The sequence below is a fragment of the Streptomyces sp. NPDC093252 genome (genome assembly GCF_040683675.1).
Lineage (GTDB): Bacteria > Actinomycetota > Actinomycetes > Streptomycetales > Streptomycetaceae > Streptomyces.
Genome location: NZ_JBFBEM010000023.1, coordinates 24,987 through 39,814 on the forward strand (window position 1 = coordinate 24,987; position 14,828 = coordinate 39,814).

General features: G+C 73.0%; 12 protein-coding genes and 1 pseudogene. 4 read left to right on the forward strand and 9 right to left on the reverse strand.

Going from position 1 to position 14,828, the window contains the following annotated elements:
• Positions 1-26: 26 nt before the first annotated feature.
• The 3 genes and pseudogenes from AB0O01_RS34610 to AB0O01_RS34620 form a co-directional block, all read right to left on the reverse strand.
• Positions 27-1,562 carry a VWA domain-containing protein gene (locus AB0O01_RS34610; RefSeq protein ID WP_365319816.1) on the reverse strand — a complete coding sequence of 512 codons (1,536 nt, stop codon included), beginning with the start codon at positions 1,560-1,562 and terminating at the stop codon, positions 27-29.
• Positions 1,559-2,959 carry a hypothetical protein gene (locus AB0O01_RS34615; protein ID WP_365319928.1) on the reverse strand — a complete coding sequence of 467 codons (1,401 nt, stop codon included), beginning with the start codon at positions 2,957-2,959 and terminating at the stop codon, positions 1,559-1,561. Before AB0O01_RS34615 ends, AB0O01_RS34610 begins: the two co-directional genes overlap by 4 nt.
• Positions 2,960-3,022: 63 nt before the next feature.
• Positions 3,023-3,526 (reverse strand): annotated as a pseudogene (locus AB0O01_RS34620) (hypothetical protein); the annotation flags it as partial.
• A gap of 245 nt (positions 3,527-3,771) precedes the next feature.
• Between AB0O01_RS34620 and AB0O01_RS34625 the strand changes: the two are divergent.
• On the forward strand, positions 3,772-4,449 hold the full coding sequence (locus AB0O01_RS34625; RefSeq protein WP_365319818.1) for a hypothetical protein: 678 nt from the start codon (positions 3,772-3,774) through the stop codon (positions 4,447-4,449).
• A 143-nt stretch (positions 4,450-4,592) separates the two neighbouring features.
• Here the strand turns inward: AB0O01_RS34625 and AB0O01_RS34630 are convergent, their stop codons facing one another.
• The 5 genes from AB0O01_RS34630 to AB0O01_RS34650 form a co-directional block, all read right to left on the reverse strand.
• Positions 4,593-5,816: a serine hydrolase domain-containing protein gene (locus AB0O01_RS34630; RefSeq protein ID WP_365319819.1), complete on the reverse strand. Its 1,224-nt coding sequence runs from the start codon at positions 5,814-5,816 to the stop codon at positions 4,593-4,595.
• A gap of 293 nt (positions 5,817-6,109) precedes the next feature.
• The gene (locus AB0O01_RS34635) at positions 6,110-7,030 is read right to left on the reverse strand and encodes a DUF4232 domain-containing protein (RefSeq protein ID WP_365319821.1); all 921 of its coding nucleotides are present in this window, start codon (positions 7,028-7,030) and stop codon (positions 6,110-6,112) included.
• Positions 7,031-7,437: 407 nt separating this feature from the next.
• Entirely contained in the window at positions 7,438-8,937 is a 1,500-nt protein-coding gene (locus tag AB0O01_RS34640) for a tripartite tricarboxylate transporter permease (RefSeq protein WP_365319823.1), read from the reverse strand.
• Between the two features lies 1 nt (position 8,938).
• Positions 8,939-9,541, reverse strand: a complete 603-nt coding sequence (locus AB0O01_RS34645; protein WP_365319824.1) for a tripartite tricarboxylate transporter TctB family protein — start codon at positions 9,539-9,541, stop codon at positions 8,939-8,941.
• A complete protein-coding gene (locus AB0O01_RS34650) occupies positions 9,538-10,521 on the reverse strand; it encodes a tripartite tricarboxylate transporter substrate binding protein (protein ID WP_365319930.1) in 984 nt (327 codons plus the stop codon). Before AB0O01_RS34650 ends, AB0O01_RS34645 begins: the two co-directional genes overlap by 4 nt.
• 472 nt (positions 10,522-10,993) lie before the next feature.
• Here AB0O01_RS34650 and AB0O01_RS34655 point away from each other — a divergent pair, with 472 nt between their 5' ends.
• Positions 10,994-12,784 (forward strand): ATP-binding protein, encoded by a 1,791-nt coding sequence (locus AB0O01_RS34655; RefSeq protein ID WP_365319826.1) that lies wholly within the window; start codon positions 10,994-10,996, stop codon positions 12,782-12,784.
• The gene (locus AB0O01_RS34660; protein WP_365319828.1) at positions 12,781-13,488 is read left to right on the forward strand and encodes a response regulator; all 708 of its coding nucleotides are present in this window, start codon (positions 12,781-12,783) and stop codon (positions 13,486-13,488) included. Before AB0O01_RS34655 ends, AB0O01_RS34660 begins: the two co-directional genes overlap by 4 nt.
• Positions 13,489-13,517: 29 nt before the next feature.
• On the opposite strand, the gene AB0O01_RS34665 is transcribed toward AB0O01_RS34660, so the two are convergent.
• Positions 13,518-13,973 carry a flavodoxin family protein gene (locus AB0O01_RS34665; protein ID WP_365319830.1) on the reverse strand — a complete coding sequence of 152 codons (456 nt, stop codon included), beginning with the start codon at positions 13,971-13,973 and terminating at the stop codon, positions 13,518-13,520.
• A gap of 188 nt (positions 13,974-14,161) precedes the next feature.
• Here AB0O01_RS34665 and AB0O01_RS34670 point away from each other — a divergent pair, with 188 nt between their 5' ends.
• Complete coding sequence (locus AB0O01_RS34670) at positions 14,162-14,815, forward strand: class I SAM-dependent methyltransferase (RefSeq protein ID WP_365319832.1); 654 nt, start codon at positions 14,162-14,164, stop codon at positions 14,813-14,815.
• The last annotated feature ends 13 nt before the right edge of the window (positions 14,816-14,828 follow it).

Genomic DNA, 14,828 nt, shown 5'->3' on the forward strand with positions numbered 1-14,828 from the left:
CTGTCGGGCGGAGCGATGGGCTCCGGTCAGGTCAGGAAGTTCTTCAGCTCATGGACGAGCTTGCGGATGTGGCCGGATATCACCGGCGTCCCGAGGTCCTTGAACCGTTCGCGGAACCAGGGATTCACACTCCCCCGCCCGGAACTGGTCACCGAACCGACCGGGATGAACTTCGCCCCGGAGCGATGGACCGCCGCCATGGACTGGAACAGCTCCTCGGTGCGCCACTCGTAGAAGTCGGAGATCCACACCACGACCGTGTTGCGGGGCTCGGCGATCTTCGGCTGGGCCAGGGCCATCGCGACCGTGCCGTCGGTGCCGCCGCCCAGGTTGGTGCGCAGCAGCGTCTCGAAGGGGTCCCGCACCCAGGGGGTGAGGTCGAGTGCCTGGGTGTCGTAGGCGATGAGGTGGACGTCGACCTTGGGCAGTCCGGCGAAGATGGACGCCAGGATGGTGCAGTTGACCATGGAGTCGACCATCGAGCCCGACTGGTCGACCACCACGATCAGGCGCTGGGGTGTGGTCTTGCGGGTGGTGTGCCGGTAGTAGAGGCGGTCGACGTAGAGCCGCTCCTCCTCCGGGTCCCAGTTGGTGAGGTTCTTCCAGATGGTGCGGTCGAGGTCCAGGTTGCGGTAGACGCGCTTGGGCGGGATCGACCGGTCGAGGGTGCCGACCGTGGCCTTCTCCACCTGGGTGCGCAGGACCTCGGCGACCTCGTCCACGAAGCGCCGGATCAGTGCCTTGGCGTTGGCGAGGGCGACTCCGGACAGGTTGTTCTTGTCGCGCAGCAACTGCTCGATGAGGGACATGCTCGGGGTGAGCCGCGCGGCCAACCGCGGGTCGGCCAGGACCTCGCGGAGCTGCATCCGCTTGACCAGATCGGCTTCCAGGCCGCCCAGTTCGGGTCCGATGGCGGGCAGCAGATTGCTCAGGTCGGGGGTCGTCCCGCGGCCTCCGGTGCCCGTGGGGCTCACCCCGCTGTCCGCGGCGCCCGCTCCGGAGCGGCCGTTGCCGCCGCGCAGTCCGCCGACCTCGCAGCCGAGGGCGCGCTCCAGCCAGCCCGCGTCGGACTGCCAGCGGGAGAGCTGCTCCGCGGTGACCGTGCCACTGCCGGTGGCGAAGACGTTGAGCAGCACCTTGGAGACCAGCGCGGCCCGCCGCACCTCGGCGGCCCGGTCCCGCCCGTCGCCCGACCCCCGGGCCCCATCCGCCTCATCCGCCTCATCCGCCTGACCCGTCTGACCCGTCTGATCCGCCTCCGGCACCATCAGGCCGTCGAACTCCTCGGCCAGGCCGGGATGGCGCTGCACGATCGAGTCGACGGATGTCTGCGGGTCCAGCAGCGCGGGCGGCAGCCCGATGTCCTCGACGACGGCGAGGCTCGCGGACTCCAGGGTGAGCTGTTCGTCATGGTCGAAGAGCCGGGCCAGCAGCCGCCAGTACAGCACCTGGCGCCGGTTGTCGTGGGCCCGCCGGGCGTCCTCCGCGGCCCCGGTCCCCTCGGTCCCCCCGGTCGGCTCCGCCAGTTCCATCGGTTCCGTCGGCTCCGTCAGATCCGTCATTTCCGCAACAGCCTTCCCGCCCGCTCGCGCAGGGCCGCCACGGCATCGATCGCCGCCTTCTCCGCCTTCGCACCGGCCTTGTCCGCCGTCCCTCCGGCCCACCCCCCGGCGTGCAGGGCGACGCTCTTCCTCCGTACCGTCGCCTCCACCGCGAGGGGCTGGAGCCGGAACCGCCCGGCGTCCCACCGCAGCAGGCCGATGCAGGCGCCGGAGGCGGCGACCGTCTCCGGGGTGAGGGGACCGGCGACCGGGATCCGGTCGGTGTCCACGGCGAGGGGCCGCCCGGCGACGGTGAAGGTCAGCTCCTCGTCCCCGCCGCCCCGGACGGTGTAGCCCTCCAGGAAGACCGGGACGGCGATCCGGGCCGGGTGCCGGTCCAGGGGTGCCGTGTCCGCGAGGGCGGCGGTGGGCAGCGCGACCCGGGCGGTGGCGAAGGCGTCGGCGGGTGCCCCGGCGCGCGCGTGCGCGTCGCTCCACACCAGGTCACCCTCGGCGGTGACCGGCATGCCGGCCAGGTCCATCGAGCGGCCCTCGCCCACCGCGGTGAGCAGGGACATGTGGGGGCGCATGAGCTGCCAGACGCCCGCGCCGAGGACCGTGTCCGGCTTGGGTACGGAGACCGCGGCCCGGACCAGGCGGGGCGGTGAGCCGTCGGCGGGTTCGAGGACCGCGTGCACCTGGGCCTGGGCGACGCTCGCGTGCTCGTGGAGGTCGACGCCCAGCGGCAGCAGTCTGCCGGTGACGGTGTCCGCGGCCGGCGGGTTGGCGGTGCCGGGGACGGTGAGCAGCATCGCGCGCGACCAGAGGTCGGCCCAGCGGCGGAGCGGGACGCGCTCCAGGGTGGCGCCGGGGCAGCAGGCGGCGAGTTCGGCGGCGAAGCCGTCGAGCAGGGTGGCTGGCCTGCGCAGGGCGGGGTCGGGCAGCATCGCGGCGATGACGGGGGCCGCCCCGGAGATCAGCTCGTGGTCGATGCCGTGCCATCCGGCGCGCGCCAGGTCGCCGAGCCAGGCGCGGGCGGCGGTCAGCACGTTGGCCGTGTCGCCCGGCGCCGGGTCGGGGAGGGCGGCGGTGTCGGCGGGGGCGGGGCGGCCCGCGATCTCGTGGGCGCGGAGCAGCAGCGCGTCATGGACGGAGCCGAGCAGTGCGGTGCGGGCGGCGGCCAGGGTGAGGAAGTGGTCCTCGCTCGCCGCACCGGCCACCACCTTCTCGGCCGCCTCGCCGGTCCGGGCGGCCAGCGGTGTCCCGGTGAGGGACCGGGCGAACTCCGCGAGGGCGTCGGCCTCCTCGGCGCGGGGCCGCAGCAGCCCGGCGGAGAGGGCGCGGTCGAAGGCGTCGACGGCGACGAGCGCCTCGTCGAGCCCCGCCACGGGATCCCCATCGGCGGCACCCCCCTCCACGGAATACCCCTCCACGGAGCCCCCCTCCACGGAATACCCCACGGCGGCGCCGACCCCCGTCCCCCTCGTCGGCGGGAACCAGTGCAGTTCCGGTGACGGCCGGTGCGCCGGGGCGAGTTCGAGAGAGGCGAGCTGGCGCAGGAAGCGGCTGAAGACGGCCGCCGCCGCACTGGCGTCCGCGTTGACCGGGCGGGTGCGGAACATCAGAGCGCCGAGGTGGCTCGCGTCCAGCGCGCTCGGTTCCAGGTCCTTCGCGGGCTCGACCCGCAGATAGCGGGCGACCCGGTCGTATCCGTACTGGAGGACGGACTCGGCGATCAGGGCGTCCAGGTGCTTGCAGAAGTAGCCCCGGGCGCCGCCGCACGGCCGGTTGTTGTTGGTACTGCACGCGAAGGAGTACGTGCCCGCCGCTATGGACGAGACATAGACCCGCCCGATGTCGGAGCCGCTGGACACCACCCCCTGGAGCCGTCCGTCGGCCAGCTCGACGAACGGGACCTTCGCGAGCTTGCGGGGTCGCGCGGGTGGGACCACCCTCGCGGTGCTCGACTTCTCCCAGGCCGACAACGCACCATCTCCTTTGCGCACAGGGGGACTTCCCCGGACCGTTCGGCGGGGACATCAAAAAACGTACCGGGCCCCACTGACAACGCCCCTGACCTGCACCTTCCCGAGCCCTCCAGCGCTTCCCAGCACTCTCCAGCGCTTTCCGGCGTCCCCCCCCCCCCCCGGACACACTTTCGTCACGACGTGTGCACATTTCCCCCGCAGTGCGGGATCATGGCCCGTCACGCACCATCCCTGGGGGGACCATGAGTTACGACGCCACACCACCGCGGCCGCAGCCGCCCATGCCGGGCTTTCCGCCGCAGCAGCCGCCTCACCCGCCGAAGCAGCCCGGGCGGGGCCGCACCAACACCGTGATCATCTGCTCGGCCCTCGCCGTGATCGCCACCGTGGTGATCACCGGTGTGGCCGTGAGCCGGGGCGGCGGCGAGGCGGAGGCCAGACCGACGGTCACCGTGACCGAGACCGTCGGTGCCGAGGACGCGCCCGCGCCGGACGAGGAGCCCGCGGCGGACGAGGCCGCACCCGAGGACGGGGTCCACGCCCTCACCGACACCGTGGCCTACGAGAACGACATCGAGGTCAGCCTCGCCGCGTTCGAGCGCCAGGTGTCCAGCGACTACGCGGCGCCCGAGAACACGCCCTACGCGAAGTTCACCATCAAGATCGTGAACAACTCGGACACCAGGCTGGACGCGTCGATGATGACCGTGAGCTGCGCCTACGGCGACGAGGGCAAGGAGGGCGAGTCGATCTACGACGACGGGCTCGACGGACTCCCCGACACCAGTGTCCTCGCGGGCCGCTCACTGTCCGTGCCATGGGGCTGCGAGCTGCCGAAGGGCGAGACCTTCCTCCAGGTGGAGGTGGCGCCCGACTGGGAGTCGGACGTCGCCATCTTCACCGGGACGGTCAAGAAGTAGACCGGACGCTCCAGCCGGCCCCCTCCTCCGACCGCCTCCTCCGACCACCCCTCGAACAGCCGCGCCAGGCGGGCCGGCGTCCTCCGTGTACCGGTCTCGTTGTCAGCGACGGCCCACGGCGTCGGCCGGTCCCCACCGGCCACTCACCCCCTCCCGTCGGAGAGCAGCGCGCAGACGAAGTCCTCCTGGACCGCGCGCAGCTCGCGCAGCCGGTCCGAGTCCAGGGTCCGGTTGATCTGGGAGGTGACGGTGAAGGTCAGTGAGCGGTCGCCGTCCGGGGTGGCGGCGATGAGCTGGGTGTAGCCGGGGAAGTTCCCGGTGTGGCCGAGCACCTCGCCGCACCGGGTCGCGTACCGGAAGATCGCCAGCCCGGCCGTGTTCGCCCCCGGCCCGGCCGGTTCGGAGGCGCCCTCGATCCAGTCGCGCTGCTGGCGCAGCAGCCGCTTGCCGTAGAGCGCGCCGGACGCGTAGCCCCGGATGAAGCGGTTCATGTCGGCCGGGGTGGAGACGATCCCGCCGGACGCCCACACCCCGGACGCGCTCAGGATCTCGCTGATGTCCTCGGGCGGCGCGGACGGGGCGGTGTCGTAGCCGTGCAGATAGGGCTCCGGCATCCGGAACCCGGAGGGCAGGGAGGTGTCCCGCAGGCCGAGCGGCCGGTAGACCAGCTCCCGCAGCAGGGTCTCGTACGGTGTCCCGGTCGCGGCCTCGGCCATCAGGGCGACGGCGATGTTGTCGGAGTTGGAGTACTGGTAGCGGGTGCCGGGCGGGAAGCGCAGGGAGTCGTCGGCGACGAAGTCGAGCAGGCGGCGGGGGTCGAAGCGGTGGTGCGGGTCGGCCGTGACGATCTCCTGGAAGCGGGGGTCCTCGGTGTAGTCGGGCAGTCCGCTGGTGTGGTGGAGGAGCTGGCGCAGGGTCACCGCGCCCCAGGCGCGCGGCAGCCGGGGCAGCCGCTCGCGCAGGGTGTCGTCCAGGCCCAGGGCGTGCCGGTCGGCCAGGGCGAGCGCGACGGCCCCGCTGAACGCCTTCGCCGTGCTCGCGATCCGCATGTGGTCGTCGGGCTCCGGGGGGCGGCCGGTCGTCAGATCGGCGACCCCGGCGCGGACGACTCGGGTGTGCGGTCCCCGCTGGAGCACGGCGATGGCGCCGGGCGGTCCGCCGGGGGCCCGGACGAGTGCCTCCAGGCGCCGCTGGAGGGCGCTGTCGTCGCCGTGCGCGGCGGACGTGGTCGTGGCGGCGGCGGTGGCGGGCGCGGCCGGTACCAGCACGGTCAGGCACACCGCGAACAGCCGGACCGCCCGCAACCGGGGCCGGAACGCGCTGCGGCGACGGGAGGCGGGACGGGACGGCCGGGGGCGAGGGGGCATCGGGGCTCCTGGGACGGGCGATGCGAACGGGACGGGAACGGACGGACGGGACAAGGCCGGACCGGGCCGGACGAGGCCGGACGAGGCCGAGGGGTGCGCGTCGGCACACCGGCACATCGGTTCGCCGGTTCGCCGGTTCGCCGGTTCGCCGGTTCGCCAGCACATCGCCCCGTCGGTTCGTCGGTTCATCGGTTCGTCCCAGCCTGTCCGGCGCCGGGCGCGGGGGCCGCCGGGGCTGCTGCATCCGGACCAATGGGGCGCCCTTGCCCGGGGGGGGTGGCGCCCGCGCCGGTTCAGCCCTGCCCGTCGTCCTTCGCCCACGCCCCGACGCCCAGCCGGCCGGTCGTACCGAGGTCGAGTTCCGGCGTCACGGTCACCGGGTCGGCGCCGGGCTTGGCCCAGACCCGGACGTACGGGGCGTCGACCGCCTCGCCGAGTTCCGTGGTGTTGCGCCAGACCAGGGTCGTACGCGCCCGTTCGCCGCGCCGGAGGGTGAACGGGGCGGGCTCGGTGTCGGCGCCCGTGCCGGTGGCGATCTCGCTGCCGCCCTCCAGGATCTCGATGCCGTCGACCGGCTCGTGAGCGGCGTCGAGGAGTTCCAGCCGGGGGTAGCCGTCGAGGGCGTAGGAGTCGGCGCCGCAGTTCTCCACGAACAGGCCGACCACCCGCAGCCCCATCGCCGCGTCGCCCTGGTCGGCGTACATCCGTACGCCCGAGGGCGGGCAGGTGGAGTCGTCGTCGGCCGGGGCCTCGTCGGCGGGAACCGAGCGGACGGTGGTGATCACGGCCTGGGTGGAGTCGCCGAGCGAGCCCGCCGCACTGAAGGTACGGCGGACCGTGTCACCCGGCGCGACCGCCCGCACGGTGTCCTCGGCGTAGTGCATGGCGCCGCCCGCGGCGTCCGCGAAGGTGAAGCCGACCGTGTAGGTCCGGGCCTCGGTGGCGGAGTTGGTGACCTGGTACTCGACGCAGTCGAGGGTGCCGGCGCTGTAGCCGAGGATCCGCACCCCGTCCTTCTCCGGGGCGGCCGGGGTGGCGGAGGGCGGGGCAGTCGGGGTGGCGGAGGCCGGGGCGGGGCAGCCGGTGGGGCGGAGTGCGTCGGGCGCGGCGGCGGGCGAGTCATCGCCGGGCCGCGCGGTCCCGCAGGCGGTGAGCAACAGGGCCCCGGTGGCGAGGGCCAGAGGGAGCGAGAGGGGGAGGGGGATGCGCCGCATGCGCCGAGTCGATCAGCCCGAGGGCTCGGAGCCTGTGGCGGAGGCCACAGTTCCGGTCACAGGGCTGTCACAAGCGTCAACACGCCCGCGACGCACGGCAACACCGGCGTCATCGGCATCAACACACCGGCCATGAGCGGCAATACGGCCGGCACAGGGCGTCCACACATCCCCTGAACGGGTCAACGCGGCCCGCGCAGGGAGTCCCCACACCCCCGAACCGCGCGGCAACACAGCCCGCACAAGGCATCCCCACACCCCCGGACCCGGCGGCAACACACCCCCGAACCACCCCACACCCACCACCGCCGACCACTCCCCCGCGTGAGCGGGATCGTGACCGGCGGTGGGGTGGGGGGTCGTGGGGGGTCATGGGGGGCTATGGGGGTTGTGGGGGGAGCGAGGGTTCAGGAGCGTGCCGTGGACCTCCCCGGTCGGGGGATCCGCTTCAGCAGCGGCCAGGCCAGCAGCACCACGATCACCGCGTACACGGTCACCGAGAACCAGGTGTTCACCAGCCCGGAGACGCTCCCGTCGCTGATCTGGAGGGCGCGGCGGAGCTGCTGCTCGGCGTTGGGGCCGAGGATGACGCCGATGACGGCCGGGAGCACCGGGAGTCCGTAGCGCCGCATGCCGAAGCCGATCAGGCCGATGATCAGCAGGATCACCAGGTCGATCACCTCGCCGCCGACCGCGTACGCGCCGACCGCCGCGAAGAACAGGATGCCCGCGTAGAGGTAGGGCCGCGGGATGCGCAGCAGCTTCGCCCAGACCGGTGCGAGCGGCAGGTTGAGGGCGAGGAGCAGCACCATGCCGACGAAGAGGGAGGCGATCAGGCCCCACACCAGGTCGGGTTCGCGTTCGAAGAGCAGCGGTCCGGGCTGGATGCCGTACTGCTGGAAGGCGGCCAGCATGACGGCGGCGACGGCCGTGGTGGGCAGGCCCAGGGTGAGCATGGAGACGAGGGTGCCGGCCGCCGAGGCGGACGCGGCGGACTCGGGTCCGGCGACGCCCTCGATGGCGCCCTTGCCCCACTCGTCCTTGTGCTTGGAGAGGCGCTTCTCGGTGACGTAGGAGAGGAAGGTGGGGATCTCGGCGCCGCCCGCGGGGATGGCGCCGAAGGGGAAGCCGATGAACGGGCCGCGGGCCCAGGACTTCCAGGTGCGCCGGACGTCCTTCTTGCCGAGCCAGGGGCGGCCGACCGGGATCGGCTCGGGCGGCCTGCGCCGCAGATGCGCGGCGACCCACAGCGCCTCGCCGATGGCGAACAGTCCGACGGCGACGATGACGACGTCGATGCCGTCGGCGAGTTGCAGCGAGCCGAAGGTGAGCCGCTGCTGGCCGGTCATCTGGTCGAGCCCGACGAGGCCGATGGTGAGACCGATGAGGAGGGAGGCGAGGCCGCGGATGCGGGAGGAGCCGAGGACCGAGGTCACCGCGATGAAGGCGAGGACCATGATGGCGAAGTAGTCCGGCGCGCCGATGTCGACGGCGAGTTCGGCGACCGCCGGGGCGAGCGCGACGAGCAGGATGGTGCCGACGATGCCGCCGGTGAAGTGGCCGATGGCGGCGGCGGCCAGGGCCTGGGCGCCACGCCCCGACTTGGCCATCGGGTTGCCCTCCATCGCGGCGACCACGGCCGCGCTCTCCCCGGGGGTGTTGAGGAGGATGGAGGTGGTGGAGCCGCCGAACATGGCGCCGTAGTAGATCCCGGCGAACATGATGAACGCGCCGATGGGGTCGAGTCCGTAGGTGACCGGGAGGAGCAGGGCGACGGCCATGGCGGGGCCGATGCCGGGCAGGACGCCGATGGCGGTGCCGAGGAGCACGCCGAGGGCGGCCCACATCAGGTTCATCGGCGTCAGGGCGGTCCCGAAGCCGTCGAGCAGGGAGTTGAGGGCGTTCATCTCACAGCACTCCCATCAGCGGGCCGCCGGGGAGCGGTACTCCGAGCAGGTCGTTGAACAGCACATAGGTGACGAGGGACAGTCCGGCGGCGATCAGCGGATCGCGGTCGGCGCGGCGGCTGCCCAGGGCGAAGGCCGCGCCCCAGAAGAGCAGGGCCCCGGCGATGGGGAAGCCGAGCGGCTCGATGAGCACGGCGGTGGCCAGGAAGACCCCGCCGAGCAGCAGGACGGTGCGCCAGTCGGCCGGTTCGGACAGGTCGACGTCCTCGCCGGTCTCGGCCTGGCCCCGGCCGCCGCGCAGCACGTCGACGGCGAGCAGCGCCGCGATGACGAGCAGGCCGATGCCGACGGCGATGGGGACGGTCCTGGGGCCGACGGGGCCGCGCTGGGCGATGTCGACGTCCATGGTGAGGGCGTCGGTCAGCACCAGCACGCCGAGGATCAGCAACAGCACGCAGACGCCGAGTTCGGAGTACTCGCGCCACCAGGAGCGGGGCTCTCCCGCAGGGGCTGCGGCGGAGGTTGCGGCGGAGGTTCCGGCAGAGGTCCCGGAGGGTCTCCCCTCGGGTGCCGGGGTGGTGTCGCCGGTGGTCGGTGTCGTCACAGTCCCAGCTCCTTCAGCACCGAGACCACGCGCTTGTCCTGGGCCTCCAGGAACGCGCCGAATTCGTCACCGGTCAGGAAGGCGTCGTCCCAGCCGTTCTGCTGCATGGACTTCTGCCACTGCGGTGAGTCGTGCAACTCCTCCACCAGCCGGACGAGTTTGTCGCGTTCGGCGTCGGAGAGGCCGGGCGGGGCGACGATGCCGCGCCAGTTGGTGAAGTTCACGTCGTACCCGGCCTCCATCAGGGTGGGTGCGTCCAGGCCGTCGACCCGCTCGGGGCCGGTGACGGCCAGCAGCCGCAGCTCCCCCGCCTTGATCTGGTCGAGGTACTCGCCGACGCCGGAGACACCGAAGGCGACCTTGTTGCCGAGGATGGAGGCGAGGAGTTCGCCGCCGCCGTCGAAGGGGATGTAGTTGACGTCCTTCGGGGCGATGCCAGACGCCTGCGCCATCAGCATGGGGGCGAGGTGGTCGGGGCCGCCGGGCGAGGAGCCGCCGCCGACCGGCAGCTTGCCGGGGTCGGCCTTCCAGGCCGTGATGAGGTCGTCGATGGTCCGGTACGGGGAGTCCTTGGCGACCACGACGACATCCTGCTCCTCGGTGAGCCGGGCGATCGGGGTGGTGTCGGCGAGCGTCTTGGGGGCGTCGTTGGAGCGCACCGCGCCGACCACGCCGAGTCCCATGGACATCGCGAGCTTGCCGTTGCCGTGCTCGCTGACCAGCCGGGTCAGTCCGACGGTGCCGCCGGCGCCGGGCAGGTTGAACACCTCGATACCGGAGGTGAGTCCGGCGTCCTCGGCGTTCTTCGCGGCGGTGCGGGCCGTGATGTCGTAGCCGCCTCCGGGCGTGTTGGGGACCATGAAGCGCAGGCCCGGGATCTGTGTGCCGGTCTCGGCGCCGCTGCCGGTGGTCAGCAGCGGCGGCCCGAGAAGGACCAGCACGGCGGCCCCGAGCAGGGCGAGGGGAGTGCGCAGGCGCACGAATGCCACCACCTGTCGGTTTGCGTGTTGTGCGTGAACGGGTCGTACGGGTCGTACGGGTTATGCGGGTCCTACTGGTCGTACTTGCCGTACGGAGGGGGGTGCGGAAGCGCGGGGGGAGAAGCCCTGTGGGGGAGGGTGATGTGGGCCACATGTTGCACGGGCGTAAACACGGTGTCTCGCTTCCGGAACCAACGGAGGTTTTGGTCTTTGTGGCCAGGGGGTGGAGAGGAGGCCGCCCTCTCGCAGGGCCCAGGGGTGGAGAGGAGGCCGCTCCCTCACAGGGCCCAGGGGTGGAGAGGAGGCCGCCCCCTCACAGCGCCCCTCCCCGAGCGCCACTCCCCCGAGCGCCTCCCCCCGGGCACCCCTCCCCCTGGCCCGTCACGCCCCGTTACCAACCGGTGCCTTTCCCCCGGCCCGGTTCGCGGCCATCATGAGGCGACCCCGCATATGACGATGAGGTTGACCCGCCATGGCCGCCACGTTCCGCCGACACACCCTCGCGGGCGAGATGCTGGTGTTGCAGCTCGCCATCGTGGTGATGGTGCTGGTCGCGGTCGCGGCGGTGTCGCTGGCGCAGTCGGAGGCCACCTTCGACCGGGTCGAGGGGCGCCGGGTGACCGCGCTGGCGGAGCAGTTGGCGGCGACGCCGCTGGTACGCGGCCAGCTCGCCCAGCCGCTGCTGCCGCGCGAGGCGCTGGCGCCGCTGGTGAACTCCACCCAGACCCAGTCCGGGGTCACCTCCGTGACCATCGCCGACGCGGGCGGTCTGATCGTCAGCTCCACCGACCCGACGGTGATCGGTGAGCCGCTGCCGCGCGGGTCCGGCGCCGCGGCCGAGCCGGACCGGGGCTGGTCGGGCGAGCTGTCCCTCGGCGACGGCCGGGAGCGGGTCGCGCAGGTGCCGGTCCTCGGGGAGCAGGAGGGCAGCGTCGGGCAGGTGCTGGGCACGGTGATGATCGGTGAGGAGTCCCCCACGGTCTGGGAGCGGCTGAGCAACGCCTCCTCCTCTCTGATCGCCTATCTCGGTATCGCCAGCGGGCTGGGGCTGGCCGGTTCCTGGCTGCTGGCCCGGCGGATCAAGCGGCAGACGCTGGGCCTGGAGCCCCGCGAGATCGCCGGGCTGGCCGAGCACCGGGAGGCCATGCTGTACGGCATCGCCGAGGGCGTGGTCGCGCTCGATCCGCAGCACCGGCTGACCCTGGTCAACGAGGTGGGCCGACGGCTGCTGGAGCTGCCCGAGGACTGCGAGGGACGCGGACTGGACGCCTTGGGCATCGACGGCAGACTCCGCGATGTGCTCACGGGAGGCCGGGACGGGGGGTCGTCGTCCGACCGGGGAGGTACCGGGGTGACGGCCCCCACCGGCCACGGCCACGCCCCCGGCCAGCACGGCCCCGGCCACACCCCCGTGCGACGGGACAACACCCCCGACCGACGGGACAACGCCCCTGACCGACGCGACGAGGTCGTCATCCGGGGCGGCCGGATCCTGGTCATGAACCGGATGACGGTCACCAAGGACGGCCGCCCTCTCGGCTCGGTCACCACCCTGCGCGACCGCACCGAACTGGCCCGCCTGGAACGGGAGATCGGCTCCTTCCGCAGCTCCTCGGAGCTGCTGCGCGCCCAGGCGCACGAGTTCGCCAACCAACTGCACACCATCTCCGGGCTGATCCAGATCGACGAGCAGGACGAGGTGGTGCGCTACATCCGGGCGCTGAGCCTGCGCCGCCAGTCGCTGGACGTCACCCTGAGCCGCCGGGTGCGGGACACGACGGTGGCGGCGCTGCTCACCGCCAAGTCGTCGCTGGCCGCCGAGCGACGGGTGAGCCTGCGGATCTCCGACGCCACCGCGCTGGGCCGGCTGGCCCCGGAGGACGCCGCCGATGTGGCGACCGTGGTGGGCAATCTGGTCGACAACGCGGTCGACGCGGCGGCCCCGGCGGGCTCCGAGGAGGACCGGGACGCCTGGGTCGAGGTCGACATCCGCCAGGACGCCTCCGGCGTGGAGATCGTCGTACGGGACTCGGGGCCCGGGGTGGCGCCGGAGCTGGCGCGTGAGGTGTTCGAGCACGGCTTCACCACCAAGGCCGCCCGGGAGGGCGAGCGCGGTGTCGGGCTGGCCCTGACCCGGCTGGTCTGTGAACGGCACGGCGGGGAGATCGCGGTGACCAACACCCCCGAGGGCGCCCAGTTCACCGCGCGGATGACGGTCGGTCGCCTCACCGGCGGGGCGACGGAAGGAGCGTTGAGGAGATGACCGCGGCGAACGGCCCGGCGCAGCCCGGGAAGACCCTGGACGTCCTCGTCGTGGACGACGACTTCATGGTGGCTCGGGTCCATCGCGCCTTCGTGGAGCGGGTACGGCCCTTCCGGGTCGTCGGGGTCGCCAGTACCGGCGAGCAGGCGGTGGTGGCGGCCGACGAACTGCGCCCCGATCTGGTGCTGCTCGATCTGTATCTGCCGGATCTGTTCGGCCTCGATGTGATCCCCCGGCTGCGGGCGGCCGGGCACGACTGCGATGTGATGGTGATCAGCGCGGCCCGGGAGGCGGACACCGTGCGGGGCGCGGTACGGCACGGGGTGGTCGACTATCTCCTCAAGCCGTTCGAGTTCGAGGACCTCCAGTCCCGGCTGGAGCGGTACGCGGCCCAGCGCGGGCGGCTGCTGACGACGGTGGTGCGCAGCCAGGCGGATGTGGACCGGGTGCTGTCGGGCGGCTCGGGTCCGGCGGGCGGCGGGCTGCCCAAGGGGATGAGTGTGGAGACGGCGGATCTGGTCGAGCGGACCCTGCGCGACACCGACGGCACGCTCTCGGCCACCGAGTGCGCGACCCTCACCGGGGTGTCCCGGGTCAGCGCCCGCCGCTATCTGGAGTACTTCCACACCGTCGGGACGGCGGAGGTGGCGCTGCGCTACGGGGTGGCGGGGCGGCCGGAGCGGCGGTACCGCTGGCGCGGGTGAGCCCTCCGGGCCGGTGTCGGGCCGCCGGCTCAGCTCTCCATCAGACCGGCGGCGAGCGTGGCGCCCAGCTCCCAGCAGGCTTCCAGGTCGCCCTTGCCGGGCTCGCCGATGACGGTGACCGGCTCGGCGGCCCGCCGCCAGCCCAGGCCGGTGGTGATGGTGTCGAGGGCGCGGGCCGCGCCGGTGGTGTCGTTGCCGCCGTGGATCCAGGAGCCGAAGGGGCGGCCCCGGGTGGCGTCCAGACAGGGGTAGTAGATCTGGTCGAAGAAGTGCTTGAGGGCCCCACTGAGATAGCCGAGGTTGGCGGGGGTGCCGAGCAGCAGTCCGTCGGCGGCCAGCACATCGGGGACGGTCGCCCCGAGTGCGGGCCGCCGCACCACGTCGACCCCCTCGATGTCGGGGTCGGTCGCGCCGGAGACGACGGCTTCGAAGAGCGCCTGGCAGTGGGGCGAGGGCGTGTGATGCACGATCAGCAGGGTGGCCACGCAGGCACCCTGCCTGCCCCGGCACCGACACGCAACCGCGAACCGGTCGCACCGGCCCGCCCGCGCTGGGACGATGGCAGCCGGGATCACCCCTCCCCGACGATCCCCTCCCACCCCTCCCTCCCCTCCCACTCCGCCCACTCCGCCCTCTGTACGCCCTCCACTCCCCGGACGAAGGGAACCGCACCGTGACCGAGGCCCCGCCCAGACCCCCCGCCGCCGTCACCTTCGACGCGATCGGAGCCGCCTACGAGGACGCCTTCGCCGCCTCCGAGCCGCACCGCCGCTCGCTGGACCGACTGCTGGAACGGCTGGCCCCGGGCAGCCGGGTGCTGGATGTCGGCAGCGGCACCGGACGGCCGACCGCCGAGACGCTCACCGCCGCGGGCCATGACGTGCGGGGCATCGACATCTCGCCGGTGATGGTGGAGATCGCCGCCCGGCAGGTGCCCGGGGCGTCGTTCGAGTGCGCGGACATCAGGGCCCTGCCGCTGCCGCGGGCCCGGTTCGACGCGGTCTGCGTCTACTTCTCGCTGCTCCAGATGACCCGCGCCGAGCAGTCCGGTCTGATCGGGCGGCTGGCCGAGGCGCTGCGGCCGGGCGGTCATCTGGTGCTGGCCACGATCCCGCTGGAGGTCGAGGACGTCGAGGTGGTGTTCCTGGGGCAGCCGGTCCGGGCGACGAGTTTCTCCGCCGGGCAGGTCGCCGCGCTGGTGGCGGAGGCCGGGCTGACCGTGCTGGAGCGGGAGGAGGCGCTGTTCACCCCGGCGCTCCCGGAGGCAGGCCCGGAGCCGCACTTGTTCCTGCTCTGCCGCCGCGAGGACTCGACCGGGCGGACCTGACCGGACCTGACCG